The sequence below is a fragment of the Acidovorax soli genome (assembly GCF_900107605.1).
Taxonomy (GTDB): Bacteria; Pseudomonadota; Gammaproteobacteria; order Burkholderiales; family Burkholderiaceae_C; genus Acidovorax; species Acidovorax soli.
On record NZ_FNQJ01000007.1, the window covers coordinates 80,205 to 106,789 of the forward strand.

The window sequence follows — 26,585 nt, forward strand, 5'->3', positions numbered from 1 at the left end:
ATCACCCCACAGACTGGTCGGAGATAATTGCCCGGACACTGCCCCCCGACTCCGAGTAACCCTTTACCCCACATCACGATGCCTGTTTACCGCTCCAAAACCTCCACCGCCGGCCGCAACATGGCGGGCGCCCGTTCGCTCTGGCGTGCCACTGGCATGAAGGACGACGATTTTCAAAAACCCATCATCGCGGTGGTCAACTCGTTTACGCAGTTCGTGCCCGGCCATGTGCACCTCAAGGATCTGGGCCAGCTGGTGGCGCGCGAGATCGAAGCCGCTGGCGGCGTCGCCAAGGAGTTCAACACCATCGCGGTCGATGACGGCATCGCCATGGGCCACGACGGCATGCTGTATTCGCTGCCCAGCCGCGACATCATTGCCGACTCGGTCGAATACATGGTCAACGCGCACTGCGCCGACGCCATGGTGTGCATCTCCAACTGCGACAAGATCACCCCCGGCATGCTGATGGCCGCCATGCGGCTCAATATCCCCGTGGTGTTTGTCTCGGGCGGCCCCATGGAGGCCGGCAAGGTCAACAAGACCGACCCTACCACCCACGCCGTCACCTTCAAGAAGCTGGACCTGATCGATGCCATGGTGATGGCGGCCGACGACAAGGTGTCCGACGCCGACGTGGCCGAGATCGAGCGCTCTGCCTGCCCCACCTGCGGTTCGTGCTCTGGCATGTTCACTGCCAACTCGATGAACTGCCTGACCGAGGCACTGGGCCTGTCACTGCCCGGCAACGGCACGGTGGTGGCCACGCACGCCGACCGCGAACAGCTCTTCAAGCGCGCCGGCCGGCTGGCGGTAGAGCTGTGCAAACGCTATTACGAGCAGGACGACAGCAGTGTGCTGCCCCGCTCCATGGGTTTCAAGGCGTTTGAAAACGCCATGACGCTGGACATCGCCATGGGCGGCTCCACCAACACCATCCTGCACATTCTGGCCATCGCGCAAGAAGCCGAAATCGACTTCACCATGGCCGATATCGACCGCCTGTCGCGGTCCGTGCCGCAACTGTGCAAGGTGGCGCCCAACACCGACAAGTACCACATCGAAGACGTGCACCGCGCGGGCGGCATCATGGCCATCCTGGGCGAGCTCGACCGTGCCGGCAAGTTGCACACCGACACGCCCACAGTGCACGCCAAAACCATGAAGGACGCGCTGGACGAGTGGGACATCGCCCGCAATCCGTCGGATGCGGTCAAGACCTTCTACATGGCCGGCCCTGGCGGCATTCCCACCCAGGTGGCGTTCAGCCAGGCCGCGCGCTGGCCCAGCCTGGACCTGGACCGTAAGGGCGGCTGCATCCGCGCCAACGAACACGCGTTCTCGCAAGAGGGTGGCCTGGCCGTGCTGACCGGCAACATCGCCCTCGACGGCTGCGTGGTCAAGACCGCCGGCGTGGATGCCTCCATCCTGGTGTTCGAAGGCCCCGCCCATGTGGTCGAGTCGCAAGACGAAGCCGTGGCCAACATCCTGGCCGACCAAGTCAAGGCGGGCGACGTGGTCATCGTGCGCTACGAAGGCCCCAAGGGCGGCCCCGGCATGCAGGAAATGCTCTACCCCACCAGCTACATCAAGTCCAAGGGCCTGGGCAAGGCCTGCGCGCTGCTGACCGACGGGCGTTTTTCGGGCGGTACCTCGGGCCTGTCGATCGGCCATTGCTCGCCCGAGGCCGCCGCCGGTGGCGCCATTGGCCTGGTGAAGAACGGTGATCGCATCCGTATCGACATCCCCAACCGCACGATCAACGTGCTGGTGTCCGACGACGAGCTGGCCCGCCGCCGCGCAGAGCAGGACAAGCTGGGCTGGAAGCCCGCCCTGCCGCGCCCCCGCAAGGTGTCCGCCGCCCTCAAGGCCTACGCCAAGCTGGTGATGTCGGCCGACAAGGGCGCCGTGCGCGATCTGTCGCTGCTGGACGACTGACCATCGGCGTGAAGGTGGGGCGATGCCCCGCCCACAAAAAAGCCGCATCCCGAGGGTGCGGCTTTTTTTGTGGATTTTTGCTTTTATTTCGAGAGCATGTTCTGCATGCTGGTCGAGTGCAAAGGCTGGGTTTTTATGGGGAAACAGTGCGCTTGCTGCACAAGCATTGGTGCCAGTGCCAACTATTTTTGACTAGACCAACGGCCGCTCGTCCATGGAGGTGTTTTGTGGCGCGTCTCCTCCTCGGTGCACCTTTGCAAAAGTCAGGATGACCTCACGGATCAACTTGCGCTGAGGGGCAGGCAGCTGAAGGAAAGCATCGAAGGTTTCGCGCTCCAGATAACCCACGCCTTCCTCCCACCGCTGGCGGCGCTCTTGCACCGAGTCACGCACCGCCTTCCCAAAGCGCAGCACCTCGGGCTCGATCTTGAGCACTTCGGCCAAGGTGATGAGCTTGTCCTGCGCTGGAATGGACTCACCCCGCAACCAGCGCGACACCGCCTGAAAGGTGACGGACCGCCCCCAGTAGTGGCCGTTGAACAGTTGGAGCAACACCGCAGGGCGAGGCTCCAGACCCGCAGCCCGCATGGCGGCCTGCAAACGCGCGGCGAATTCCAGCTTTTGATCCATGCTGGAACCCTAAATTTCAGTTCAATTTGCATTGAACTTTGTGTTGTACGATTGATTGAATTATTCATTCAACTATCGATTGAATCGGCTGCCGCCGGGCATCGCCGCGCGCAACACCCATGCCCAAATCCCTGCTTGAACAACTTCCCGACATCGTGGCCCAAGGCCGCAAAGAAGCCGAAAAAATCCTGGAGAGCATCGAAAACCGCCACCGCGTGAGCCTGCAAACCCGCGAGGTGGTGCTGCCCGCCAAGGACAGCGCCGCCACCGACTGGATCACCGCCCAGGCCCGCGCCGACCGGCGCGAGGTATTTGCGCCGGGGCAAGGCAGCTTGCTGGAAAGGGCGCAGCCCGCGCTGGGCGCAGCCCGGGCCGAGGCACCCTGGGCCAACCGCCTGATCTATGGCGACAACCTGCTGGCCATGGCCGCGCTGCTGGCGGGTGATGACACCACGCCCAGCCTGCGCGGCAAGGTGGATTTGATCTACATCGACCCGCCCTTTGACAGCAAGGCCGACTACCGCACCAAGGTCACGCTACCCGGCCTGGAACTGGAGCAACGGCCCACGGTGATCGAGCAGTTTGCCTACTCCGACACCTGGAGCGATGGCACAGCGTCGTACCTCGCCATGATCACGCCGCGTCTGGTTCTGATGCGGGAACTGCTGGCGGATACGGGCTCCATCTATGTGCACCTGGATTGGCATGTGGGGCATTACGTGAAGTTGGTGTTGGATGATGTGTTTGGGAGAGACAACTTCCGCAATGAAATAGTTTGGCAAAAATCCGGCGCGCACAACGACGCGAATAGGTTTGGCAACATCACAGAATCGATCTATTTTTTCAGCAAGGGTGCCAAATTTCATTTCACTACTCTCCATGTTCCATTCGATGAAGATTACATAGAAGAGCGCTACATCAAAGAAGAAGGCACAGGTCGCCTCTTCTACCCAAATACTTTCACCGGCAAGGGAGATGGGCCAGCCAGAATTTTCCGCGGCGTTTCATTGAAGCCCCCCAAGGGAAGACACTGGGCGCAAACACAAGAAAACATTGATCGGCTTGAACAAGATGGTCTGTTCTATTACACCAAGAACGGGACACCATATTACAAAAGCTATCTTGATGAAGACCCAGGCAAGCCAATACAGAATCTCTGGACAGATGCGAGATTGACAAAAAGTGGCGCAGAGAGGTTGGACTACGACACACAAAAGCCAGAGAAACTACTGGATCGGATCATTCGCTCATCCTGCCCAAGTGGCGGTATCGTAGCGGACTTTAACGGCGGCTCAGGAACTACTGCGGCGGCTGCAGAAAAACTGGGCCGCCGCTGGATCACCACCGACCTGGGCAAACCCGCCTGCATGATCATGCGCAAACGCCTGATCGACCTGGAGGCCAAACCCTTTCTGTATCAAGCGATTGGCGACTACCAAGTGGAGGCAGCCAAGGCCACGCTGGGCCGCGACTTCCGCATGGGCGACTTGTCGCACATCGTGCTCTCGCTCTACGGCGCCCTGCCCCTGCCTGCGGATGTGAACCCGCAGCGCAACTTGGGGCAGATTGCGGGTGTGGAACTGGGCGGCAAGCGGGGCAGCAAGACGCTGGTGCTGGCCGATTCGCCCAACAAGCTCACCGGCATGGCCACGCTCAAAAAAGCCATTGCCCAACGCGACAACCTGCTGGGCGGCTGGGACCGCGTGGTGGTGCTGGGCTGGAACTTTGAGCCCAGCATTGGCGACACCATCACCGCGCTGAACGACTCGCGCCTGGAGGTGCTGGTGATCCCGCCCGACCTGATGGACCGACTCAAGAAAAAAGGCGGCATTGACAAGCTGCGCGGCCAAGTTCGCTTTTCCAGCTTGCAGTACCTGACGATTCACCCCATCACGCGCAAGACGGAGGGCGACACCGACACGCTGACGGTGCAACTCAAAAACTATGTGCTGCTCTCGCCCGAGGCCATCAACCTGGACGATGCCAACCGCATAAAGCTGCAGCAGATTGCCAACGCCGAGCCCTTGGCCCTGATCGAATACTGGGCGGTGGACCCGGACTACGATGGCAAGGTGTTCCGTTCGGTATGGCAAGACTACCGGGGCAATACGGCCAACGATGCCGACGCGCTGCGTGTGGTGACTACAGCCACCGTCACGGCACCCATCAAGGCAGGCCCACGCAAGGTGTGCGTGCGGGTGGTGGATGTGTTTGGCTTTGAGGCCGAGGTGGTGACGACGGTGGGTGCCGCATGAGTACCAAGGCCGATGACCAACTGGCCCTGGCCGCAGGCCTGACTGCCAAGACCCAGCAACTGTGCCTGGGCCTGGAATCTGGCGCGGCGGACATTCTGGAGCTGGTGACGCCCACCACCGCCGAGTTGCTGCTGTGGTGGTTTGGTGAAGACATGGTGCTCGCCCGGCAGGGCCTGAACTTCCATGCCGGGCAGAAGCAGGCCATCTTGAATGCCATTGTGGCCCATGAGGTGCTGGGCCAAGAACGCGAGAACTGGACCTTGCTGGACCTGTACCAGGCCTGCGCGCCCGATGCGCTGCTGACCGGTCACCGCATGAACGAGGTGGCATCCAGCAAGCACGCCCACCCCAAATACTGCTTCAAGATGGCCACAGGTACCGGCAAGACCTGGGTGATGCAGGCCTTGATGGTGTGGCAGTTGCTGAACAAGACGGCGGCCTTGGCCGAAGGCCTCGATGATGCGCGCTTTACCCGGCAGTTCATGGTGGTGGCGCCAGGGCTGATCGTGTACGAGCGGCTGCTCGATGCGTTTTGCGGCAAGCTGGTGGCAGGCGGCACGGGGCGTGACTTCAGCAGCTCGGACGTGTCCAAGTTTGCCGACCTGTTTGTGCCCGAGGTGTACCGCGATGCGGTGTTTGCCTTTGTGCGTGGCAATGTGTGCAGCAAGGCCGAGATTGGCCTCAAAGCCACCGGCAACGGGATGATTGCCATCACCAACTGGCATCTGCTGGCCGAAGGCGAGATGCTGGATGACGCGGTGGAGGATGTGGAGGCCTTGGGCGCGCCGCTGGACCCACATCTGGTGGTGGGTGCGGTGCTGCCACTCACACCGGGCCGCGCCACGGGCAACAGCCTGGAGGTGCTGGACCGCCGCTATGCGCGCGGCAATGTGCTGGAGTTTCTGGCGGGCCTGCCAGAGCTGATGGTGTTCAACGACGAGGCGCACCACATCCACGAGTTCAAGCGCGAAGGCGAAACCACCGAGGTGGAATGGCAGAAAAGCCTGAGCCGCATTGCCGCCACCAAGGGGCGGCGCTTTGTGCAGGTGGACTTTTCGGCCACGCCGTACAACGACGTGGGTAGCGGCAAGAACAAGCGCAAGCTGTACTTCCCGCACATCGTGGTGGACTTTGACCTGAAGAGCGCCATGCGTGCGGGGCTGGTGAAGTCGCTGGTGCTGGACCGGCGCAAGGAGATTGGCGCGCTGCCCCTGGAGTTCAAAGCCGAGCGGGACGAGTCGGGCAACCCCACTTTGAGCGAAGGCCAGCGCGTGATGCTGCGCGCGGGCTTGAAAAAGCTGCGCAAGCTCGAAGCGGACTTTGCCAAGATTGACCCGTACCGCCACCCCAAGATGCTGGTGGTGTGCGAGGACACCACGGTGTCGCCTCTGGTGGCTGCGTTTTTGCAAGACCAGGAAGGGCTGAACGAGGAGGAGGTGATGACCATCGACTCCGGCAAGAAGGCCGAGCTGGGCGAGAAGGACTGGGCGCCCGTGCGTGAGCGCTTGTTCAGTGTGGACAGCCACGCCGCGCCGCGCGTGATCGTCAGCGTGCTGATGCTGCGCGAGGGCTTTGACGTGAACAACATCTGCGTCATCGTGCCGTTGCGCTCCAGCCAGGCGCAGATTCTGCTGGAGCAGACCATTGGTCGGGGCTTGCGCCTGATGTGGCGCGATGATGAATACACCGACCTCAAGCGCGAGAACCGCGAGCGCATCAACGCAGGCCAGGAGCCGGGCAGCCTGGTCGACGTGCTTTCCATCGTGGAGCACCCGGCGTTTCAGTCCTTCTACGACGACTTGCTGAAGGAGGGGCTGGCGGGTACCACGGGGGACGACACCGATGACACCTCCAGCACGGGTGATGTGATGGCGGCGGAGCTGCGCGAGGGATTCAAGGCGTTTGACTTTGGCATTCCCTTCATCCTGCAAGAGGCGGACGAAGTGCGTGCCCATGATGGATTGGACGTATCGACACTGCCAGCCTTCAGCGCGATGAGCGTGGAACAACTGACCGGCTTGCTGGGCAAGGGCGACACCTTCATCTCGCAAGACCTGCAAAGCGCCACCCTGTTTGGCGACTACCGGGTGGACGGCGCGGTGATGAATGTAGGCGGTTACAACGAATACCTGTCGCGCCTGACACGGCGTATCAGCCAGGCGCTGAGTGAGCCCATGCCCAAGGGTAACAAGATTGCCACGCACCTGGCCAAACCGTATCTGCAAGTGAATACGGCGGAGCTGACGGCCTGGCTGGACGACTATATCTGGACGGTATTGTTTGGTGGCACTTTCAACCCGCTGGATGGTGAGAACTGGCGTGTGTTGCTGCTGCAACCGGTGGTGGACCACATCACCAAGGTGTTTGCAGTGGCCTTGCTGGAGTCAGAGCAAAAACACACCACTGGGCAAACCGAAGTGCACTTGCGCATGCTGAGCGAGGTGCCCAAGCTGATGCTGCGCGAAAGTCATTCGGTGGAGGTGGGCAAGTGCATCTACACCCGGCTGGGCTGGCCTGCGCGCAACGGGGGGCTGGAGCGGGCGTTCATTCACTGGGCGCAGGCCGATACGCAAGTGCAGGCCTTCTGCAAGATCAGCGAGAACCGGCATACGTTTGCTCGACTGCGCTATGTGAAGGAAGATGGCTTGCCCGCCTTCTATTCACCCGACTTTCTGGTGCGCACGGCAGATGCGGTGTACTTGGCAGAGACCAAGGCGCAACAGCAAACTGCGCACCCCAATGTGCAGCGCAAGCTCAAGGCGGCACTGGCCTGGTGCGAGCGTATCAACGCCCTTACACCGGAACAGCGCGGCGGCCCGCCATGGCACTACGTGTTGCTGGCGGAAGACGTGGTCTATGAATGGCAGGCCAAAGGCGCACGGTTGGCCGAGCTGCTGGACTATGCGCGCTTGCGGCCTTTGGCGCACGTGTCGCTGCAGGCAAGTCTGATTTGAATCGAAGCAATGATTTTCTGAGGTCGATGATCTACGCTGTGGCGCTGCCCATTGTCGGCTTTTTGCATATGTAGGTCGATCAGAGGTGCACGCTTGGTGCGCCGCCTGCCAGGGCCATCCCCGACGCGGGCACAATACCCGGCACCATGCTGACCTACCCCCACATTGATCCCGTCGCCCTGCAGATCGGCCCATTGGCCGTTCACTGGTACGGCCTGACTTATCTTGCCGCTTTTGGCCTGTTCATGCTGCTGGGCATCCGCCGCCTGCGCCATGAACCCTTTGCCTCCATCACCGGGCCGGGCGCCTGGTCGCGCCGGGATGTCGAGGACATTCTTTTTCTGGGTGTGGTCGGCGTGGTGGTGGGCGGGCGGCTGGGCTACTGCCTGTTCTACAAGCCGGGTTACTACCTCAGCCATCCGCTGGAGATCTTTGCCGTGTGGCAGGGCGGCATGAGCTTTCATGGCGGGCTGCTGGGCGTGATCGTGGCCATGCTGTGGTTTGCCCATTCGCGCAAGCGTCCCTGGCTGCAGGTGGCCGATTTCGTGGCGCCCTGCGTGCCCACGGGGCTGGCGGCCGGGCGGGTGGGCAATTTCATCAATGGCGAGCTGTGGGGGCGTTTTGCCAGCCCCGACCTGCCCTGGGGCATGGTGTTTGCGCACAGCGGCTCGATGCAGCCGCGCCACCCGTCGCAGGTGTACCAATTCCTGATGGAGGGCCTGCTGCTGTTCGTGCTGCTGTGGTTGTATGCGCGGCGTGAACACCGCCAGGGTCAGGTGGCGGCGGCATTTCTGGTGGGTTACGGCGTGTTCCGCTTCATTGCCGAGTATTTCCGCGAACCCGATGCCTTCCTGGGCATCCTGTCGCTGGGCATGAGCATGGGCCAGTGGCTGTGCCTGCCCATGATCGTGGGCGGTGTTGCGCTCTGGCTGTGGGCAGAACGCCAGCCCGTAGTGGCTCGAAAATAACGATGCAATTCGCCTTCAGCGCTTTATGTATAAGCACTGGAAGCTATTGAAAGCATAGTTACAGCCGTGCGCTGAGTTCAGCCACCTGCTGGCGCAGGGCGGCGTTTTCGGCCGTCAGCTCGGCCACGCGTTGTTGCAGTGCGACCACGATGTCGGGCGCTGCATCACTGGCTTGCTCCATTGTTTCCTCGCGCGGCGGCTTGCGCCTTGCGTCGCGCACGCGCTTGGCCGCCTGCTTGAGCTCGTCCTTGCCGGCAATCGCTGCCGCCACCTGCTCCTCGGCGGGCAGGCTGGCCACGGCGGCGGCGGCATTGAGCGAGATCGTGCCGGACTTGACCGCAGCCACCAGTTCGGGGGCTGCCTGCTTGCGGATTTTTTCGATCATCACGACCTGGCTGCTGCTCAAGCGCGCCGCCCGGGCAATGGCTTCGCGGCTGTTCAGGGGCTCGGGTGCCGGTTCCGGGGAGGTCGCCGCTGCATCGTGCCCGGCGGGTGCTGGTGCGGGGTCGGCCGCTGCCAGGGCGGCGGCGCGCCGTTCGGCCACGATCTCGCGTTTGCGCAGGGCCAGCACGCCGCGCTGGAAGTCCGACACGCTGCGCCGGCCCAGGTGCTGGTCGATCATCCACAGATGCACGTCTTCCATCGACTGAAAGCGCGTGTTCTGCACCGTCTGGAAGGGCAGGCCATGCTTTTGGCAGATGCCGTAGCGGTTGTGTCCGTCCACCAGCACATCGCCCCACAGCACGAGGGCGTCGCGGCAGCCCTCGGTCAGCAGGCTGCGCTCCAGGGATTCGTGTTCCTCGGGGGTCAGCGGATCGATATAGGCTTTGAGGTCCGGGTTGATGACGATGTTCATGGGGCGCAACAAGGGGAGCAGGGCAGGGGCGGCATTGTAGGTGCAGGATGTGCAGTGCCGGCCGCACTGGGTGGCTTGGGCCTGGTGTAGCGGCAGGCAATGTTGCGTTGCCGCGTCGACCGACGGTTTTCAGGGGGATTGCTGGTAAGCCCTGATGGACTTATGGTGCGTCATTTCCAATAATTATCAGAAATTACATTCAATGCGTTCGTTTGAGATCACATTGAATCCGATTGAACGACGATCAACCCCAGGGTGCCTGGCGCGGTGTATTTCACCCGCAGGTTTCCTGGCCCGCCCAGGAGCCTTTGTTCGCCATGCGCACCGTTCCCAACTCTTTGCACGACGAAGCCGCAACGCGGCTGCGCGAGCAGATCTTTGCGGGTTCGTTGCCACCGGGCAGTTTTCTGGATGAGGCGGCCCTGTGCGAGCGGCTGGCCATTTCGCGCACCCCGCTGCGCGAGGCGCTCAAGGTGCTGGTGGCCGAAGGGCTGCTGCGCCACGAGCCGCGCCGAGGCTGCTTTGTGGCCGAGGTCACCGAACAGGATCTGGACGAGATTTTTCCCGTGATTGCCCTGCTGGAGGGCCGCGCTGCGCATGAAGCCACCTGCCGCGCGGGCGCTGCCGATGTGGCCGCGCTGCAGGTGCTGCACCTGCGCCTGCAGCTGTGCGCGGACGAGGGGCGCATCACCGACTACTACGGGGTCAATCACGCCATCCATGAGGCCTTCATCACGCTGGCCGACAACCGCTGGCTGGCCCAGGTAATTGGCGATCTGCGCAAGATCCTGCGCCTGGCGCGGTTGCAGCAATTGCATGCGCCGGGGCGCCTGCAGCAGAGCCTGGCCGAGCACCTGGCGGTGTTTGAGGCCCTGAAACGCCGCGACAGCGATGCCGCCGAAGCGGCCATGCGCACCCATTTGCTGCACCAGCGCGAGGCGCTGCGTGACGTGGCCCGCCATCACCACTCCAGGTTGAACCCATGACCAACACCACTGAATGGATCACCCGCAGCGTTTCGCGCCTGCGCTCCGTCGCACCCGCCCCCGATAAAGCGCCCAAGGCCGCCAAGGCGGCCATCGACAAACACGCTACCGATGGTGCCGCCAAGGCCCCGGCGCCGCGCTCCACGCACGAGCGCCTGCAGGCCACGCTGCGCCGTGGCAACGAGTCGCTGTCGCCACGCGCCTTGCGCCGCCTGCTGGCCGATCTGCAGGAAGTGGTGGCGCCGCAGGTGAGCGAGCTGGAGGGCGGACGCCGTGCCCAGGCCGTGGCGGCGTGGTACAGCCAGGCCGAGCCCGAAGAACGCCGCGACATGTGGCTGCTGCTGTGCGAGCAGTTCGCGCCCGACGCCACGCGCTTCCAGTCGGCGCGCCAGCGCTACGAGGCCGCCGCCGGCACGGCGGATGAAGGGCAGGCCGAAATCAGCCTGCGCCGGGCGCTGGTGTCGCCGCGCACGCGGTTGATGCAGCGCTTTGCGGTGTTCCCTGAGGGCATGCGCTTTCTGGTGGACCTGCGCGCCGAGCTGCTGCCCCAGCTCAAATCCGACAAGCGCCTGGTGGCGCTCGACGCTGATCTGGAGCACCTGTTCTCCACCTGGTTCGACGTGGCTTTTCTGGAACTGCGGCGCCTGTCGTGGGATTCCCCGGCGTCGCTGATCGAAAAGCTCATCAAGTACGAGGCCGTGCACGACATCCGCAGCTGGGCCGACCTGAAAAACCGGCTCGACAGCGACCGGCGCTGCTACGGCTTCTTTCACCCCCGCCTGCCCAATGAGCCGCTGATCTTTGTGGAGGTGGCGCTGGTGGACCGCATCTCGTCCAGCATCACCCCACTGCTGGACGAGGCGGCGGCCCCCGCCGACCTGGCCAAGGCCACCACCGCCATCTTCTATTCGATCAGCAACACGCAGCCGGGGCTGCGCGGTGTGAGCTTTGGCGATTCACTCATCAAGCATGTGGTGGAAACGCTCGCGGCCGAATTTCCGCGCCTGCGCACCTTTGCCACGCTGTCGCCGATTCCTGGTTTTCGGGCCTGGCTGGGCAAGAATGCGGGCGCCATGCTGCAGCGCCTGGACGATAAGCGGCGCGCCGAACTGGGCCGGGCCGTGGGGGCCGAGCTGCCCGAGGCCGCGCACCTGCTCGCAGCAGCCGACAAGGCGCTGGAGCTGGATGCGCGCTCGCCCGTGCGCCAGATGCTGCTGGAATGCGCCGCGTACTATCTGGGCCGCGCGCTGCACGAAGGCAAGCCCGTGGATGCGGTGGCGCGCTTTCACCTGGGCAATGGTGCGCGGGTGGAGCGCCTCAACTGGGCCGGTGATCCCTCTGCCAAGGGCGTGAAACAATCGTATGGCTTGATGGTGAACTACCTGTACGACCTCAAGCGCATCGACAAGCACCGCAGCCTGCTGGCGCAAGGAAAGGTGCCTATGTCGGGAGACATCGACAGCCTGTGCCGCGCGTGAGGGGCGTCCGGGCTTTATTTTTTCCATTTCTACAACGACGACAGGAGACAAGATGAAAGAACACAGCATGCAACGCCGCACAGTGCTGGTGGGCGCCGCCGCAGGACTCGCGTTGGTGTCTGGCGGTGGCTGGGCGCAGGGCGCATGGCCCTCCAAGCCTGTGACGCTGGTGGTGCCGTTTCCCGCCGGTGGAGGCACGGACGCCTTCGCGCGGCCGCTGTCGGCGCAGTTCTCGAAAATCACTGGCAAGACGCTGGTGATCGACAACCGCGGCGGGGCCGGTGGCACCGTGGGCGCCAGCTATGCAGCCAAGGGCGCGCCCGATGGCTATACGCTGTTCATGGGGGCAGTGCACCATGCCATTGCGCCGTCGATGTATCCGCGTCTCGATTACGACCTGGAGAAAGACTTCATTCCCCTGGCTTTGTTGGCCAATGTGCCGCAGGTGCTGGTGGTCAACCCCAAGGCCGTGCCGGTCAGCAACTTCAAGCAGTTTCTGGAGCACGTCAAGCGCAACCCCGCCAAGCTCAACTATGGCTCGGCAGGGGCCGGCACTTCGCACCACCTGGCCGGTGAGCTGTTCAAGCAGCAGACCGGCACCTTCATCACGCACATTCCCTACCGCGGCGCGGGCCCCGCGCTGCAGGACCTGATCGCGGGCAATGTGGACATGATGTTCGACGGCCTGGGTTCATCGGCCACGCACATCAAGAGCGGCCGCATCAAGGCGCTGATGGTGTCGGGCAGCAAGCGCAACCCGGCGTTTCCCGATGTGCCCTGCGCCGCCGAGCTGGGCCTGCCCGACTACACCGTGACCACCTGGTACGGCCTGTGGGCACCCAAGGGCACACCGGCCGATGTGCAGGCGCGCATCATCGAAGACATCCGCCGCATCGGCACGGCCGACGAGATCAAGACCATCTGGGCCAGCAACGGCGCAGATTACGGCGGCATGACGCAGCCGCAGTTTGCGAGCTTCGTCGGCGCCGAGGTGAAGCGTTGGGCGCAGGTGGTCAAGGCTGCTGGCGCCAAATTGGATTAACCCCCTATGGCGCTGGTTTGCGGGCATGCCTGTTTCACCAACGGCGTGCTGCGCTCAACTTGAAAGGTCATCAACAATATGTCGGGTGAAGTGGTGATGGATGTCGGCGAGCGTGGCGTGGTGCATGTCACGCTGCGCCACACCGGCCGGCTCAATGCAATGTCGCGTGCCATGTGGCGCCAGTTGCGCTCTGTTTTTGAGGGCATCCAGCGCAATCCGCAAGCGCGCTGCGTGCTCATAGCGGGTGCCGACGGTGCTTTTTGTGCTGGCGGCGACATTTCCGAGTACCCGGCCTTCCGCTTCGATGCCGCCGCGCTGCGCGACTTCCACGAAAACGATGTCTGGGGCGGCCTGCAGGCCATGCTCCAGTGCGATGTGCCCATCGTGGCGCACATTGCCGGCGCCTGCATGGGCGCGGGCGTGGAGATTGCCAGCTGCTGCGATATCCGCATTGCCGGCAGCAGCGCGCGTTTTGGTGCGCCCATTGCCCGGCTGGGTTTTCCCATGGCGCCGCGCGAAGCGCAGCTGGTGGCGGGCGCGGTGGGTGACGTCACCGCGCGCCAGATGCTGCTGGAGGCCGCCACTTTTTCTGCGGCCGAGATGCTGGCGCGCGGATTTCTGAGCCGCGTGACCGAACCCGGCCTGCTGGCCGCCGATGCACTGGGCACGGCCTGCCGGGTGGCCGCGCTGGCGCCTGGCGCAGCACGCCTGAACAAGCAGACTTTTCGGGCACTCAAAGTGCCTGTGGCGACCAATGGAAAATCGCCTGATGCTATTGAAATAATAGTGAATGACACACCCGACCCCTATGCCTATGCCGACAGTGCCGAGCACCGTGAAGGCATTGCCGCCTTCCTGGCCAAACGTCCTCCTGTTTTCTGATTTGCCATGAAAAAAACGAACAGCAACTCCAATCTGTTTTGCGCCCTGCGCGCTGCTTTCCCCCGGGATCTGGACCAGATCGCCGTCGAGACCACCTCACCCCAGGGCGAGCCGCTGCACTACACCTGGCGTGACCTCGACCATGCCAGCGCGCGCATCGCCAATCTGCTGGCGTCGCTCAAGCTGCCCGAGGGCAGCCGCGTGGCGGTGCAGGTGGAAAAGTCGGTCGAAGCCATGCTGCTGTACCTTGCCACGCTGCGCGCAGGCTACGTCTTCCTGCCGCTCAACACGGCCTACCAGAGCGGCGAGATCGAATACTTCGTGGGCAATGCCGAACCCGCCGTGGTGGTCTGCACGCCGGGCAACTTTGGCTGGGTGTCCAAGATCGCCTTCAAGGCGGGCACGCAGCATGTGTTCACGCTGGGCGATGACCGCACCGGCAGCCTGCTGGAGCGGGCAGCACACCACAAGGACGAGCATGTCCCCGTGGCGCGCGATGCGGACGACCTCGCCGCCATCCTCTATACCAGCGGCACCACGGGCCGCAGCAAGGGCGCCATGCTGACGCACGGCAACCTGCTGTCGAATGCGCAGGTGCTCAAGGACTACTGGGGCTGGAAAACTGGTGACGTGCTGATCCACGCGCTGCCCATCTTCCACGTGCATGGCCTGTTCGTGGCCATCCACGGCGCATTGATCAACGGCAGCAAGATGATCTGGATGGCCAAGTTCGATCCCAAGGCCGTGCTGGCCGCCATGCCCCGTGCCACCGTGTTCATGGGCGTGCCCACGCTCTATGTGCGCCTGCTGGCCGAGCCGGGCCTGAACAAGGAGTCCGCGAAGAACATGCGCCTGTTCATCGCAGGCTCGGCCCCATTGCTGATCGAAACCTTCACCGAATGGCAGCAGCGCACCGGCCACACCATTCTGGAGCGCTACGGCATGAGCGAGACCATCATGCTCACCTCCAACCCCTATGCGGCCGATACACGTCACAAGGGACAGAGCGAGCGCCGTGGCGCCACGGTGGGCTTCCCGCTGCCTGGCGTGGGCCTGCGCGTGGTGGACGATGCCAACAAGCCGCTGCCCGTGGGCGAGATCGGCAACATCCAGGTCAAGGGCCCCAACGTGTTCAAGGGCTACTGGCGCATGCCCGAGAAAACAGCCGAGGAGTTCACCGCCGACGGATGGTTCAAGACCGGCGACGTGGGCAAGGTGGACGAGCGCGACTACGTGAGCATCGTTGGCCGCAGCAAGGACCTCATCATCAGCGGCGGCTACAACGTGTACCCCGCAGAGATCGAGGGCTTTATCAATGAGATGCCCGGCGTGGCCGAAAGCGCGCTGGTGGGCGTGCCTCACCCCGACTTCGGCGAGGTGGGCGTGGCCGTGGTGATCGCCAAGCCCGGCGCGCCACTCAGTCCCGAGGCCATCGTGGCTGCGCTCAAGTCACAGCTCGCCAACTTCAAGATTCCCAAGAAGTGTTTTGTGGTGCCCGAGCTGCCCCGCAACACCATGGGCAAGGTGCAAAAGAACCTGCTACGCGAACAGTACAAGGGCTTGTTTGCCTGAACGCCCAGCGGTTCGGTCATAAAAAACGGGGCCCTTGCGGCCCCGTTCTGCTTCTATTTTCGTAGCCATAGCGCTTTTCAGCAAAGCGCCAGAGGCCAATTTTTCCTTAACGCAGCACCAGCACCGGAATGTGCGAGTGCGTGAGCACATGCTGGGTTTCGCTGCCCAGCAACAGGCGCTTGATGCCCTTGCGGCCGTGCGAGGCCATCACGATCAGGTCGCACTTGTGCTTTTTGGCGGCCGAGATGACGGCTTCGGCCACCAGATCGGACTTGGCTACTACGGCCTTGACCGTGACGCCTTCAGCGCTGCCCTGGGCCTTCACCTTGTCCACCAGCGCCTGGGCGGCGTCGCCCCACTGCTGCTCGATGCGCTTCACGTCAACCATGTCCACCGGCATGCCACCTTCAAAATAGCTGCGCGGGTACCGTGGGACCACCTTTAGTGCTACAACCGTGGCGCCCGACAGGCCGGCCAGCGACAGGCCGGCCTCCACCGCCTTGTCGGAAAGTGCGGACCCATCAGTGGCCACCAGAATGCGTTTGTACATGCTTGACTCCTTGTAGTAGGGATTGGGAGAGCTTAGAGAGGATCATGTTTTTCGGCTTGATCCACGTCAATGTAAGTGTCATGCTTAGCCGATAGGCTCGCGCCATGTCCACGAACTCCTCTACTTTGCCAGATATGGCGTCCCATGTGCTGCTGGACGACCCGCAGGAGTGGGCGGCCTTCGGGCGGTTGCGTCGGCCTGCGGGCAGCGGGACGCAGGACGCGGTGGCCGGGCAGGCCGTGCATGGGGCGCTCGCCGAGGTTTCGCCCGATGCCGTGTGGGAGTCGAATGTGGTGCTGGAGGGCATGCACTGTGCGGCCTGCGCCCTCACCATCGAAGATGCATTGCGGTCCGTTCCGGGTGTGGAGCAGGTGGATGTGAGTGCCGCCACGCACCGTGCGCGCGTGGTGTGGCGGGCGAGCCGGGTCCTTCCTTCGCAGTGGATGGCCGCGGTGCAGAAGGCGGGCTACCGGGCCTTGCCGGCGATGGATTCCCATGCGCGCGCGCAGCGCCAGCGCGAGAACCGGCGTGCGCTGTGGCGCTGGCTGGTGGCGGGCTTTTGCATGATGCAGGTCATGATGTATGCGTGGCCCGCCTACGTGGCACAGCCGGGGGATCTGACGGGCGAGATGGAGCAGCTGCTGCGCTGGGCCTCGTGGGTGCTGACGCTGCCCGTGGTGTTCTTTGCCTGCGGTCCCTTTTTTACCAGTGCGCTGCGCGACATCCGCCTGCGCCGCGTCAGCATGGACCTGCCGGTGGCCTTGGGCATGGCCATCACTTTCGTGGTGAGCACGGCAGGCACGTTTGACCCCGCAGGAATCTTTGGCCGCGAGGTCTATTTCGACTCGCTGACCATGTTCGTCTTTTTCCTGCTGACCGGCCGATGGCTGGAGCTGCGCCTGCGGGACCGTACGGCCGGCGCGCTCGAAGCCGTCATGAACCGCCTGCCCGACAGCGTGGAGCGGCGCGGCGCCGATGGCGTTTTTGCACGCGTGGTCACGCGCAGGCTGGCCGTGGGGGACACCATTCGCGTGCTGACCGGCGAGGCCTTTCCTGCCGACGGCTGCATCACAAGCGGCAGCACACAGTCCGATGAAGCCTTGCTCACCGGTGAATCCACGCCCGTGGCGCGGCCCTTGGGCAGCCAGGTGACGGCGGGCAGCTACAACCTGCAGGCCCCGGTGGAGGTGCGGGTGGAGGGCGTTGGCGGGCAGACCCGGTTTGCCCAGATTCTGGCCCTGATGGAAAGCGCCTCGCTGCAAAAACCCCGGCTTGCGCAACTGGCAGACCGCATCGCACGGCCCTTCCTGCTGGCGGTTTTGCTGGCGGCGGGTCTGGCGGTGGCCTGGTGGTGGCCGTCAGACCCCGGCCATGCGCTGATGGTGGCCGTGGCGGTGCTCATCGTTACCTGCCCCTGCGCCCTGTCGCTGGCCACGCCGGTGGCCATGCTGACAGCGGCCGGCACGCTGGCCCGCCATGGCGTGCTGGTGCGCAACCTGCAGGGGCTGGAAGCCCTGGCCAGCGTGGACACCCTGGTGTTCGACAAGACCGGCACACTCACCCGGGACGGCATGGCCGTGCAGGCAGTCCGCTGCGCACCGGGCCTGGAGCGTGACGATGTGCTGGCGCTGGCGGCCACGCTGGCGCGGCAATCCATGCATCCGGCATCCCGCGCCATCGTGTCCGCGGCTTCTGGGGCCAGCGCGCGTTGGAACGCGGTGGACCTGCGCGAAGATGCGGGCCTGGGCCTGACGGCCGAAATACACGACGCACGAGGCACCGTGCCACCGCGCATGCTGCGGCTGGGTTCCGCCCGGCATGCAGGCGTGGCTGCGCAGAACGGCGGAGAGGCGCTGCAGGTGGTGCTCTCGGAGCAGGGGAGCGATGGCCAGTTCGCGGAGCTGGCACGTTTCGACATGATCGAAGATGTTCGGTCCGAGGCGGCTGATGTGGTGCGTGCCTTGCAGCAGGCGGGCGTTGCGGTGCAGATTTTGTCGGGCGACCGGCTCGGCGCGGTACAGCGGGTGGCCGCGCAGGCGGGCATCTCCCGGGCAAAGGGCGAATGCAGTCCCCAGGACAAGCTGGCTGCCTTGCAGGATCTGCAGGCACAGGGGCGCCAGGTGGCCATGGTGGGCGATGGCCTCAACGATGGCCCGGTTCTGGCGGGGGCAAACGTGTCGTTTGCCTTTGGCCGCTCGGTGCCGTTGGCCCAGGCGCGCGCTGATTTCGTGGTGCTGGGCGGCAGTTTGTCGCTGGTGCCGCAAACTGTGCTGCTGGCGCGCCGGACCCTGCGTGTGGTGAGGCAAAATCTGGGGTGGGCTGTGGGCTACAACGCGCTGTGTGTTCCCCTGGCGCTGGTTGGCTGGATGCCGGCCTGGCTGGCGGGGCTTGGCATGGCGCTCAGCTCTCTGCTGGTGGTGCTGAATGCCGCCCGTTTGTCGCGCGCCTTGCCCGGTGTGGAGGTGTCGGCGCTGAACCTGCCCGAACAGGCGAAAGCCACCGTCCGCATGACTTCTGCTTCCCCATCTTCTCTGGACCCGGCCTGATGGACATCCTGTATTTGCTGATCCCTTTGTCGGTCATTTTGGTGCTGATGATCCTTGCGGGCCTGTGGTGGGCGATCTACCAGGGCCAGTTCGAGAGCGTGGAGCAAGAGGGTGAGCGCATTTTTCGCAATGATTGACATGCGTCAATGTCGAATAACCCTACTTAAATAAAACTATTCCTGCATTAAAACGAGGTGCCCGATGGATTCTCCAAAAACAATGACTACGCACTACAGCGACACAGTTGTGCGTCAGTTTTCTATCATGGCCGTGGTATGGGGGGTGGTTGGCATGCTGGTAGGCGTATTCATCGCCGCACAGCTGGCGTGGCCAGAACTCAATTTCGGCATTCCCTGGTTGAGTTACGGGCGCCTGCGTCCGCTGCACACCAACGCAGTGATCTTTGCGTTTGGTGGTTGCGGGTTGTTTGCCACCAGCTATTACGTGGTGCAGCGCACCTGCCAGACGCGCCTGTTCGCGCCGGGCTTGGCGGCATTCACGTTCTGGGCCTGGCAACTGGTCATCGTGGCGGCGGCGATCAGCCTGCCACTGGGCTACACCCAGGGTAAGGAATATGCCGAGCTGGAATGGCCGATTGACATCCTGATTGCGGTGACCTGGGTGTCCTATGCCATCGTGTTCTTTGGCACGGTCGGCACGCGCAAGGTCAAGCACATCTATGTGGCTAACTGGTTCTTCGGTGCCTTCATCCTGGCCGTGGCCTTGCTGCACATCGTCAACAGCGCGGCCATTCCCGCTGGCTTCATGAAGAGCTACTCGGCCTACGCGGGCGTGCAGGATGCCATGGTGCAATGGTGGTACGGCCACAATGCCGTGGGCTTTTTCCTGACCACGGGTTTCCTGGGCATGATGTATTACTTCATTCCCAAGCAGGCGGGCCGTCCGGTGTACAGCTACCGCCTGTCCATCGTGCACTTCTGGGCGCTGATCTTCACCTACATGTGGGCCGGCCCTCACCATCTGCACTACACCGCGCTGCCCGACTGGACGCAGTCGGTGGGCATGGTGTTCTCGCTGATTCTGCTGGCTCCCAGCTGGGGCGGCATGATCAACGGCATCATGACCCTGTCGGGTGCCTGGCACAAGCTGCGTGACGACCCCATCCTGCGTTTCCTGATCGTGTCGCTGTCGTTCTACGGCATGTCCACGTTCGAAGGCCCGATGATGTCCATCAAGACCGTCAATGCCCTGAGCCACTACACCGACTGGACCGTTGGCCATGTGCACTCCGGCGCGCTGGGCTGGGTGGGCCTGATCACCATGGGCTCGCTCTACTACATGGTTCCCCGCCTGTTCGGCCGGGAAAAGATGCATTCGATCAAGGCAATCGAGCTGCACTTCTGGATGGCCACCATCGGCATCGTGCTGTACATCGCTGCCATGTGGATTGCCGGCGTGATGCAGGGCCTGATGTGGCGCGCCATCAACCCGGACGGCACCCTGACCTACACCTTCGTTGAAAGCGTGAAGGCGACCTATCCGTTCTATGTCATCCGCGTCGCCGGTGGCCTGCTGTACCTGGGCGGCATGATCGTCATGGCCTGGAATGTGTGGGCGACTGCCATTTCTGGTCGTTCTGTCAAGGTGGCCATTCCCGCCGTGAACGCTGCGCACGCCTGAGCCCGAAGGAGCCCATTCATGTCTGATAACAACCAAAATGCTTCTGGCGGCTTCTCCCACGAGAAGGTGGAAACCAGCAATTTCCTGATGATCGTGCTGATCCTGCTGGTGATCGCGATTGGTGGCCTGGTGGAAATCGTTCCCCTGTTCTTCCAGAAATCCACCACCGAGGCGGTGACCGGCGTGCAACCCTATTCGGCGCTGCAACTGATGGGGCGCGATGTATACATCCGCGAGGGCTGCTACAACTGCCACTCGCAGATGATCCGTCCGTTTCGCGCCGAAACCCTGCGTTATGGCCACTACTCCGTGGCCGGTGAGTTCGTGTATGACCATCCATTCCAGTGGGGCAGCAAGCGCACGGGCCCCGATCTGCATCGCGTGGGTGGCAAGTACAGCGACGAATGGCATCGCATTCACCTGAACAATCCGCGTGACGTGGTGCCCGAGTCCAACATGCCTGCGTATCCATGGCTGGAGAAAAATGCCATTGATCCAGCCGACGTGGCGCCGCGCATGAAGGCCTTGCGGACCGTGGGCGTGCCTTACTCCGACGAGCAGATCGCTGCGTCTGCCGCCGAGGTGAAGGGCAAGACCGAAATCGATGCCTTGGTGGCTTATCTGCAAGTCATGGGCCGCGCGCTCAAGTAAAGGAGATTCGCCATGGACATCACGACCATGCGCATCGTCGCCACATTGGCATCGATGGCCTGTTTTATTGGCATCTGGGTCTGGGCCTACAGGGGCCGCAACAAGTCCCGGTTTGATGAGGCAGCCCGGCTGCCCTTCGAGCAAGATTGACCTTCACCAGAACGAGAACACCCCATGAGTGACTTCACCAGCAATTTCTGGTCGGTCTTTGTGACCACGCTGACCTTGGTCGGCATCATCGCCTGCGGCATTCTGCTTTGGATGGCGGGCCGCAAGAAGGTTATGGCCACGGCCGAGAACACCACTGGCCACGTCTGGGACGAGGACCTGGTCGAAATGAACAACCCCCTGCCGCGCTGGTGGGTGTGGCTGTTCGTCATCACCATCATCTTCGGCCTGGGCTATCTGGCTGCCTATCCCGGTCTTGGCACCTTTACGGGCAAGCTGAACTGGACGCAAAAGGGTGAATACGAGGCTGAAATGGCCAAGGCCAAGACGGAAATCGAGCCGCTGTATGCGCGTTTTGCCTCCATGAAGCCTGAAGATGTGGCCGTGGATCCGCAGGCCCATGCCATCGGCGAGCGCTTGTTCATGAACAACTGCGCCCAGTGCCATGGTTCCGATGCCCGCGGCAGCAAGGGATTCCCCAACCTGGCAGATGCTGACTGGCTGCATGGCGGCACCCCCGAAAAGATCCGCGAAACGCTGGAGAAGGGGCGCATCGGCAATATGCCTCCCATGGCTGCCGCAGTGGGTTCACCGGAAGACGTGCGCAATCTGTCGCACTATGTGCTGAGCCTGTCGGGCAGCCCGCATGATTCGTTGCGGGCGTCGCTGGGCAAGACCAAGTTCGTGGCGTGCGCTGCCTGCCACGGCAACGATGGCAAGGGTAACCAGGCTTTGGGCGCCCCCAACCTCACGGACGACATCTGGTTGCATGGATGGGGCGAAGCGGCCATCACTGCCATGATCAACAATGGCAAGGTGAACCAGATGCCCGCGCAGGCTGACAAGCTGACCGAGGCGCAAATCGGGGTGCTGGCATCGTATGTGTGGGGCTTGTCCAACAAGCCTGCCGCAGCCCGATGAACTCGGGGTGGCTCCAGTTCCGACTGGGGCTGCTTTGAAGTGCTAGTTATCCGCTTCCATAGTCCGCACCATGAAATCATCCGACAAGACGCCGCGCAAGGTCATTCCCATCGCGGCGGCCACATCTGAGCCGTCGGCGGAGGGTGAACTTGTCTCCCTTTACGAGGCCCAGAAAAAAATTTACCCACGATCAATCAGTGGGTTCTTTGCGCGTTGGCGTTGGGTCATGGTGTTTCTCACGCAGCTCGTTTTCTATGGGTTGCCCTGGCTGGAGTGGGGCCAGCGCCAAATGGTGCTGTTTGACCTTGGTGCCCGTCGGTTCTATATTTTTGGGTTGGTCCTGTACCCACAGGATTTCATCTATCTCACGGGCTTGCTGATTATTTCAGCGCTCTCGCTGTTTCTGTTCACTGCGGTTGCGGGTCGTCTGTGGTGTGGCTTTGCCTGTCCACAGACGGTCTATACCGAGATATTCATGTGGATAGAGCACAAGATCGAAGGTGATCGCAGTGCACGTCTGCGCTTGGATGCCGGTCCCTGGACCTTTGAGAAGATTCGCAAGAAATTCTTGAAGCAGACGGTCTGGGTTGCTGTTTCCCTCTGGACGGGTTTCACTTTTGTCGGGTATTTCGTGCCGATTCGGGAACTGGGTCCCGAGTTGTTGGCGTTTGCTGGCACCTGGCAGATTTTCTGGGTGTTTTTCTACAGCTTGGCCACTTATGGCAACGCCGGCTTCCTTCGGGAGCAGGTTTGCAAATACATGTGCCCCTATGCGCGTTTTCAGAGCGCGATGTTCGATCGGGATACCCTCATCGTGACCTATGACGAAACCCGCGGCGAGCCGCGCGGGCCCAGGGTCAAGACGGTGGACTACAAGGCCAAGGGTCTGGGCGAATGCATCGACTGCACCTTGTGTGTGCAGGTGTGTCCCGTGGGCATCGACATCCGCAAGGGTTTGCAATATGAATGCATTGGCTGTGGTCTTTGCGTGGATGCCTGCAATACCGTGATGGACAAGATGCATTACCCCAGAGGCTTGATACGGTATTCAACCCAGAATGGTGTCCAGCGTCGCTGGAGCCAGTCGCAAATCCTGCGACATGTCCTGCGCCCTCGCGTGCTCATTTACACCGCGGTTCTGGTGGCTTTGTGTGTGGGCATGCTGGCCAGCCTGACCACGCGCACACCCCTGAAGGTGGACATCGTGCGTGACCGGGCCGCCTTGTCCCGCATTGTTGCGGGGGGCAAGCTTGAAAATGTCTATCGACTGCAAATCATGAATGCCACAGAGGCTGCGCAGCGCTACCGCATTACTGCGAGCGGGCTGGATGGCTTGGAAGTGGCTTCGGAGCAGGAGGTGGACATTGGTGCTGCAGAATCCCGTTGGGTAGCGGTGCGGTTGCAGATCCCGTATGGATCTGCGGCCCCTGGTTCCCATGCGATTCATTTCGATATATCTGCACTGGAAAGCGGCGGCAAAGTGACAGAGAAATCCATATTCCTGGTGCCACGCTGAGTCAATTGAGTGAAGGTCGCGCTGTGCGCTGCAGGGCGTCTTGTGGTCTATATGCTGATACCTGAGGAGTTTCCATGCCAAACAGCCCCGTTATTACTCCCGGACCCCAGCCATGGTGGAAGTTTGGGCATGTCTGGCTGGTGATTGCCGGACCGGTCATTGTGGTGATTGCCGGCTTCATTACGTTGTGGCTTGCCGTGAGTCGGCCGGACCCCGTCGTCGAGGAGGACTATTACCGCAAAGGGATTGAGATCAACCAGACGCTGGCACAGCCAGAGAAAAGCTTGGCCCCCGCGCTCAAGGGCCGCAACCATGCGGCGACACCTGCCGTGGATCAGCCTCGCTGAACCAGAGTTCCAGCTGGTCGCATACACACGCCCTCCGCAACCCCGAGGAAACACACGATGTGGACACAACGCCTGATGTGGATTGCATGGCCCGCTTTTCTGGTGGCCGGGATCCTGGAAATGCTGGTTTTCGCCATGGTGGATCCACAGGATCTTCATTGGTTTGGTCAGCCATTGACTCTGTCCCGCCAGGGGGTCTATACCCTTGCGTTCTTTGCGTTCTGGATCATTACCATGGTTGCCAGCGCGTTGACAACGCTGCTCTCCATGTCACCCTTTGAACTCAACCGCTGCCCCGTGCCTCCGGATGCTCGACCGGGCGATTGCCACAAGGCATCGTCGTGCCCGTGACGGTTGCATGCCTGAACAGCGATCAGTGACAAGCCTGCTGGTTGTTGACAATGCGCTTGAGTGCATCGGTGTCCAGAATGCGGACATGGCGCTGTTTGACTTCCACCGTGCCATCTTCCACAAACTTCGAGAACGTGCGGCTGACTGTCTCCAGCTTGAGCCCCAGGTAACTGCCGATTTCTTCCCGTGTCATTCGCAATACCAGTTCGGACTGCGAGAACCCACGGGCATGCAGGCGTTGCACCAGGTTGAGCAGGAACGCAGCCAGGCGCTCTTCTGCACGCATGCTGCCCAGCAAAAGCATCACGCCGTGTTCACGAACGATTTCCCGGCTCATGATCTTGTGAACGTGGTGTTGCAGCGCCGTGACTTCGCGCGATAGTTCTTCGATGCGATCAAAGGGCATGACACACACTTCGGCATCTTCGAGGGCGACTGCGTCACAGGTGTGATGATCGTTGACGATGCCATCGAGTCCAATGATTTCACCCGCCATCTGAAAGCCTGTGACCTGGTCGCGCCCATCTTCGGTAGCGACGCAGGTCTTGAAAAACCCGGTGCGAATGGCATAGAGAGAGGTGAACGACTCCCCATTGCGAAAGAGCGTACCTCCTCGCTTGATTTTTCGCCGCACTGCCACGATATCGTCAATGCGTTGCAACTGCTGCTCGTTCAGGCCTACGGGCATGCACAGTTCTCGCAGGTTACAGTTGGAGCAGGCGACTTTGATGGTTTGCGGGTTCATGGGCACTGGGACCTGGACAGGTCTGGGTAATTGGCTTGTATCTGCTGGGACTCCATTGTCCCGCGGTGCACGCGTGGCGGCTGACTTGAATCAAATTGTCCCTCCTGTGCCCATTCGCCTTCTTGATTAAGGTCAAGGACGTGGATCAAAGGGTACGGCACAGTATCGATGCACGCAAGGATATTTTCCCATGACCGCTGTTACCCCAGAACTTCTGCGCCGTTTTGACATACCAGGACCGCGCTATACCTCCTACCCCACGGCTGACCGGTTTGTGGAGGCTTTTGGGCAAGAGGACTATGTGTTGGCGCTGTCACAGCGCCGGCTTGGCGCTACGGCACTGCCGCTGTCGCTGTATGTCCACATTCCGTTTTGCGAATCGTTGTGCTACTACTGTGCCTGCAACAAGATCATCACCAAGCACCATGACCGTGCCGACGTGTATTTGCGCTACCTCAGCCGCGAGATTGATCTGCACACGGCCCACTGCGGCACCGGACAGGTGGTCAGCCAGTTGCACCTCGGGGGTGGCACGCCGACCTTTCTTTCGGATGACGGACTGCGCCAGCTCATGGCAACGCTGCGGCGCAGTTTCACCTTTGCGCCGGGTGGTGAGTATTCCATCGAGGTGGATCCTCGCACGGTCACTTCGGATCGGCTGGCGGTGCTGGCGGAACTGGGCTTCAATCGATTGAGCTTCGGGGTGCAGGATTTTGATGCCGAGGTTCAGAAGGCAGTGCACCGCATTCAGCCCGCAGAGCAGGTGTTTGCGCTGGTGGAAGCGTCTCGTGCGCTGGGCTTTGAGTCGGTCAATGTGGATTTGATTTACGGGCTGCCGCGCCAGACCCCCGAGTCGTTTGATCGCACGCTGGCACAGGTGGCCCAATTGCGCCCCGACCGAATCGCTTTGTATGCCTACGCCCATTTGCCTGATCGTTTCAAGCCGCAGCGGCGCATCATCTCGACAGAACTGCCTGCCGCATCCGCCAAGGTGACCATGCTTTCGCGTTCGCTGGACGCCTTCATTGATGCAGGTTACGTCTATGTAGGCATGGACCACTTTGCCTTGCCTACGGATGCGTTGGCTGTTGCCAAGCGGCAGGGGCGCCTGCACCGCAATTTTCAGGGCTACAGCACCCAGCCCGACTGCGATCTCATCGGCCTGGGCGTATCCGCGATCGGCCGGGTGGGCGCGACCTACAGCCAGAACGCCAAATCGCTGGAGGAGTACTACGACCATCTGGATCAGGGGCGGTTGCCCGTGGTGCGAGGGTTGGCGCTGAATCGCGATGACCTGGTGCGCAGGGCCGTCATCATGGCGCTGATGTGCCAGGGCGAGGTCTTGTTTGAGCCCATGGATCAAGCTTGGCTCATTGATTTTCGGAAGTATTTCGCGCCGGAACTGGAGCAGTTGGAGTCCATGGCCGAGCAGGGGCTCGTTGCATTGAGTGCCGAGGGCGTCAAGGTAACGCCCATGGGCTGGTTCTTTGTGCGCGGCATCGCCATGGTGTTTGACCGCTATTTGCAGGCTGACCGCAATCGGGCCCGGTTTTCGCGCATCATCTGATACCCATCATTCGAGCTGTGC

The 26,585-nt window shown here is 62.2% G+C and carries 23 protein-coding genes; 19 read left to right on the forward strand and 4 right to left on the reverse strand.

The genetic code is table 11. The features are described from left to right. Nucleotides 1–78 precede the first annotated feature (78 nt). Nucleotides 79–1,938 carry a dihydroxy-acid dehydratase gene (gene ilvD / locus BLW02_RS07575; protein ID WP_092697746.1) on the forward strand — a complete coding sequence of 620 codons (1,860 nt, stop codon included), beginning with the start codon at nt 79–81 and terminating at the stop codon, nt 1,936–1,938. Nucleotides 1,939–2,130: 192 nt separating this feature from the next. On the opposite strand, the gene BLW02_RS07580 is transcribed toward ilvD, so the two are convergent. Next, nucleotides 2,131–2,568 carry a helix-turn-helix domain-containing protein gene (locus tag BLW02_RS07580; protein WP_092697747.1) on the reverse strand — a complete coding sequence of 146 codons (438 nt, stop codon included), beginning with the start codon at nt 2,566–2,568 and terminating at the stop codon, nt 2,131–2,133. Between the two features lie 119 nt (nt 2,569–2,687). Between BLW02_RS07580 and BLW02_RS07585 the strand changes: the two genes are divergently transcribed. From BLW02_RS07585 to lgt, 3 genes are all read left to right on the forward strand, one after another. Next, the gene (locus tag BLW02_RS07585) at nt 2,688–4,823 is read left to right on the forward strand and encodes a site-specific DNA-methyltransferase (protein WP_092697748.1); all 2,136 of its coding nucleotides are present in this window, start codon (nt 2,688–2,690) and stop codon (nt 4,821–4,823) included. Then, entirely contained in the window at nt 4,820–7,777 is a 2,958-nt protein-coding gene (locus BLW02_RS07590) for a DEAD/DEAH box helicase family protein (RefSeq protein ID WP_092697749.1), read from the forward strand. Before BLW02_RS07585 ends, BLW02_RS07590 begins: the two co-directional genes overlap by 4 nt. 146 nt (nt 7,778–7,923) lie before the next feature. Beyond that, nucleotides 7,924–8,745 (forward strand): prolipoprotein diacylglyceryl transferase, encoded by an 822-nt coding sequence (gene lgt / locus BLW02_RS07595; RefSeq protein WP_092697750.1) that lies wholly within the window; start codon nt 7,924–7,926, stop codon nt 8,743–8,745. Nucleotides 8,746–8,803: 58 nt separating this feature from the next. Here lgt and BLW02_RS07600 read toward each other — a convergent pair whose 3' ends face one another. Beyond that, entirely contained in the window at nt 8,804–9,601 is a 798-nt protein-coding gene (locus BLW02_RS07600) for a plasmid replication/partition related protein (protein WP_092697751.1), read from the reverse strand. Nucleotides 9,602–9,918: 317 nt separating this feature from the next. Here BLW02_RS07600 and BLW02_RS07605 point away from each other — a divergent pair, with 317 nt between their 5' ends. From BLW02_RS07605 to BLW02_RS07625, 5 genes are all read left to right on the forward strand, one after another. After that, complete coding sequence (locus BLW02_RS07605) at nt 9,919–10,587, forward strand: GntR family transcriptional regulator (RefSeq protein WP_092697786.1); 669 nt, start codon at nt 9,919–9,921, stop codon at nt 10,585–10,587. Next, nucleotides 10,584–12,065 carry a malonyl-CoA decarboxylase gene (locus BLW02_RS07610; protein ID WP_092697752.1) on the forward strand — a complete coding sequence of 494 codons (1,482 nt, stop codon included), beginning with the start codon at nt 10,584–10,586 and terminating at the stop codon, nt 12,063–12,065. Before BLW02_RS07605 ends, BLW02_RS07610 begins: the two co-directional genes overlap by 4 nt. A 52-nt stretch (nt 12,066–12,117) precedes the next feature. Continuing rightward, nucleotides 12,118–13,107, forward strand: a complete 990-nt coding sequence (locus BLW02_RS07615; protein WP_092697753.1) for a Bug family tripartite tricarboxylate transporter substrate binding protein — start codon at nt 12,118–12,120, stop codon at nt 13,105–13,107. A 78-nt stretch (nt 13,108–13,185) separates the two neighbouring features. Beyond that, nucleotides 13,186–13,989, forward strand: a complete 804-nt coding sequence (locus BLW02_RS07620) for an enoyl-CoA hydratase/isomerase family protein (RefSeq protein WP_092697754.1) — start codon at nt 13,186–13,188, stop codon at nt 13,987–13,989. Between the two features lie 6 nt (nt 13,990–13,995). Further along, nucleotides 13,996–15,561, forward strand: coding sequence for a malonate--CoA ligase (locus BLW02_RS07625; RefSeq protein ID WP_092697755.1), 1,566 nt, complete (start codon nt 13,996–13,998; stop codon nt 15,559–15,561). Between the two features lie 106 nt (nt 15,562–15,667). Here the strand turns inward: BLW02_RS07625 and BLW02_RS07630 are convergent, their stop codons facing one another. Continuing rightward, nucleotides 15,668–16,111 (reverse strand): universal stress protein, encoded by a 444-nt coding sequence (locus tag BLW02_RS07630; RefSeq protein WP_092697756.1) that lies wholly within the window; start codon nt 16,109–16,111, stop codon nt 15,668–15,670. A 104-nt stretch (nt 16,112–16,215) separates the two neighbouring features. Between BLW02_RS07630 and BLW02_RS07635 the strand changes: the two genes are divergently transcribed. The 9 genes from BLW02_RS07635 (at nt 16,216) to BLW02_RS07675 (ending at nt 24,252) form a co-directional block, all read left to right on the forward strand. Continuing rightward, nucleotides 16,216–18,657, forward strand: a complete 2,442-nt coding sequence (locus BLW02_RS07635; protein ID WP_244273644.1) for a heavy metal translocating P-type ATPase — start codon at nt 16,216–16,218, stop codon at nt 18,655–18,657. Then, nucleotides 18,657–18,794, forward strand: coding sequence for a cbb3-type cytochrome oxidase assembly protein CcoS (gene ccoS, locus BLW02_RS07640; protein ID WP_026435694.1), 138 nt, complete (start codon nt 18,657–18,659; stop codon nt 18,792–18,794). The genes BLW02_RS07635 and ccoS overlap by 1 nt, the downstream gene beginning before the upstream one ends. A 64-nt stretch (nt 18,795–18,858) precedes the next feature. Beyond that, nucleotides 18,859–20,298 (forward strand): cytochrome-c oxidase, cbb3-type subunit I, encoded by a 1,440-nt coding sequence (ccoN, locus tag BLW02_RS07645; protein WP_026435693.1) that lies wholly within the window; start codon nt 18,859–18,861, stop codon nt 20,296–20,298. 18 nt (nt 20,299–20,316) lie between these two features. Next, complete coding sequence (ccoO, locus tag BLW02_RS07650; RefSeq protein WP_092697758.1) at nt 20,317–20,949, forward strand: cytochrome-c oxidase, cbb3-type subunit II; 633 nt, start codon at nt 20,317–20,319, stop codon at nt 20,947–20,949. A 12-nt stretch (nt 20,950–20,961) separates the two neighbouring features. Further along, a complete protein-coding gene (locus BLW02_RS07655; protein WP_026435691.1) occupies nt 20,962–21,099 on the forward strand; it encodes a cbb3-type cytochrome oxidase subunit 3 in 138 nt (45 codons plus the stop codon). Between the two features lie 24 nt (nt 21,100–21,123). After that, nucleotides 21,124–22,038, forward strand: a complete 915-nt coding sequence (ccoP, locus tag BLW02_RS07660; RefSeq protein ID WP_092697759.1) for a cytochrome-c oxidase, cbb3-type subunit III — start codon at nt 21,124–21,126, stop codon at nt 22,036–22,038. Nucleotides 22,039–22,108: 70 nt separating this feature from the next. Next, a complete protein-coding gene (ccoG, locus tag BLW02_RS07665; protein ID WP_092697760.1) occupies nt 22,109–23,554 on the forward strand; it encodes a cytochrome c oxidase accessory protein CcoG in 1,446 nt (481 codons plus the stop codon). A gap of 74 nt (nt 23,555–23,628) precedes the next feature. Then, on the forward strand, nt 23,629–23,901 hold the full coding sequence (locus BLW02_RS07670) for a FixH family protein (protein ID WP_092697761.1): 273 nt from the start codon (nt 23,629–23,631) through the stop codon (nt 23,899–23,901). Between the two features lie 57 nt (nt 23,902–23,958). Continuing rightward, nucleotides 23,959–24,252, forward strand: coding sequence for a hypothetical protein (locus BLW02_RS07675; RefSeq protein ID WP_092697762.1), 294 nt, complete (start codon nt 23,959–23,961; stop codon nt 24,250–24,252). A gap of 22 nt (nt 24,253–24,274) precedes the next feature. Here the strand turns inward: BLW02_RS07675 and fnr are convergent, their stop codons facing one another. After that, nucleotides 24,275–24,997, reverse strand: a complete 723-nt coding sequence (gene fnr, locus BLW02_RS07680) for a fumarate/nitrate reduction transcriptional regulator Fnr (protein WP_092697763.1) — start codon at nt 24,995–24,997, stop codon at nt 24,275–24,277. Between the two features lie 190 nt (nt 24,998–25,187). On the opposite strand from fnr, the gene hemN reads away from it, so the two are divergent. Beyond that, nucleotides 25,188–26,564, forward strand: coding sequence for an oxygen-independent coproporphyrinogen III oxidase (hemN, locus tag BLW02_RS07685; protein ID WP_092697764.1), 1,377 nt, complete (start codon nt 25,188–25,190; stop codon nt 26,562–26,564). Nucleotides 26,565–26,585: the final 21 nt, after the last annotated feature.

What these genes read in the sequence shown, in the direction of transcription:
- BLW02_RS07670 (WP_092697761.1), top strand. Translation starts at nt 23,629, where the DNA reads ATGCCAAACAGCCCCGTTATTACTCCCGGACCCCAGCCATGGTGGAAG.
- BLW02_RS07600 (WP_092697751.1), bottom strand. Translation starts at nt 9,601, where the DNA reads ATGAACATCGTCATCAACCCGGACCTCAAAGCCTATATCGATCCGCTG.
- lgt (WP_092697750.1), top strand. Translation starts at nt 7,924, where the DNA reads ATGCTGACCTACCCCCACATTGATCCCGTCGCCCTGCAGATCGGCCCA.
- ilvD (WP_092697746.1), top strand. Translation starts at nt 79, where the DNA reads ATGCCTGTTTACCGCTCCAAAACCTCCACCGCCGGCCGCAACATGGCG.
- BLW02_RS07610 (WP_092697752.1), top strand. Translation starts at nt 10,584, where the DNA reads ATGACCAACACCACTGAATGGATCACCCGCAGCGTTTCGCGCCTGCGC.
- BLW02_RS07655 (WP_026435691.1), top strand. Translation starts at nt 20,962, where the DNA reads ATGGACATCACGACCATGCGCATCGTCGCCACATTGGCATCGATGGCC.
- BLW02_RS07590 (WP_092697749.1), top strand. Translation starts at nt 4,820, where the DNA reads ATGAGTACCAAGGCCGATGACCAACTGGCCCTGGCCGCAGGCCTGACT.
- ccoP (WP_092697759.1), top strand. Translation starts at nt 21,124, where the DNA reads ATGAGTGACTTCACCAGCAATTTCTGGTCGGTCTTTGTGACCACGCTG.
- hemN (WP_092697764.1), top strand. Translation starts at nt 25,188, where the DNA reads ATGACCGCTGTTACCCCAGAACTTCTGCGCCGTTTTGACATACCAGGA.
- ccoN (WP_026435693.1), top strand. Translation starts at nt 18,859, where the DNA reads ATGGATTCTCCAAAAACAATGACTACGCACTACAGCGACACAGTTGTG.
- ccoO (WP_092697758.1), top strand. Translation starts at nt 20,317, where the DNA reads ATGTCTGATAACAACCAAAATGCTTCTGGCGGCTTCTCCCACGAGAAG.
- BLW02_RS07625 (WP_092697755.1), top strand. Translation starts at nt 13,996, where the DNA reads ATGAAAAAAACGAACAGCAACTCCAATCTGTTTTGCGCCCTGCGCGCT.
- BLW02_RS07620 (WP_092697754.1), top strand. Translation starts at nt 13,186, where the DNA reads ATGTCGGGTGAAGTGGTGATGGATGTCGGCGAGCGTGGCGTGGTGCAT.
- fnr (WP_092697763.1), bottom strand. Translation starts at nt 24,997, where the DNA reads ATGAACCCGCAAACCATCAAAGTCGCCTGCTCCAACTGTAACCTGCGA.
- BLW02_RS07605 (WP_092697786.1), top strand. Translation starts at nt 9,919, where the DNA reads ATGCGCACCGTTCCCAACTCTTTGCACGACGAAGCCGCAACGCGGCTG.
- BLW02_RS07630 (WP_092697756.1), bottom strand. Translation starts at nt 16,111, where the DNA reads ATGTACAAACGCATTCTGGTGGCCACTGATGGGTCCGCACTTTCCGAC.
- BLW02_RS07615 (WP_092697753.1), top strand. Translation starts at nt 12,118, where the DNA reads ATGAAAGAACACAGCATGCAACGCCGCACAGTGCTGGTGGGCGCCGCC.
- BLW02_RS07635 (WP_244273644.1), top strand. Translation starts at nt 16,216, where the DNA reads ATGTCCACGAACTCCTCTACTTTGCCAGATATGGCGTCCCATGTGCTG.
- ccoG (WP_092697760.1), top strand. Translation starts at nt 22,109, where the DNA reads ATGAAATCATCCGACAAGACGCCGCGCAAGGTCATTCCCATCGCGGCG.
- BLW02_RS07580 (WP_092697747.1), bottom strand. Translation starts at nt 2,568, where the DNA reads ATGGATCAAAAGCTGGAATTCGCCGCGCGTTTGCAGGCCGCCATGCGG.
- ccoS (WP_026435694.1), top strand. Translation starts at nt 18,657, where the DNA reads ATGGACATCCTGTATTTGCTGATCCCTTTGTCGGTCATTTTGGTGCTG.
- BLW02_RS07675 (WP_092697762.1), top strand. Translation starts at nt 23,959, where the DNA reads ATGTGGACACAACGCCTGATGTGGATTGCATGGCCCGCTTTTCTGGTG.
- BLW02_RS07585 (WP_092697748.1), top strand. Translation starts at nt 2,688, where the DNA reads ATGCCCAAATCCCTGCTTGAACAACTTCCCGACATCGTGGCCCAAGGC.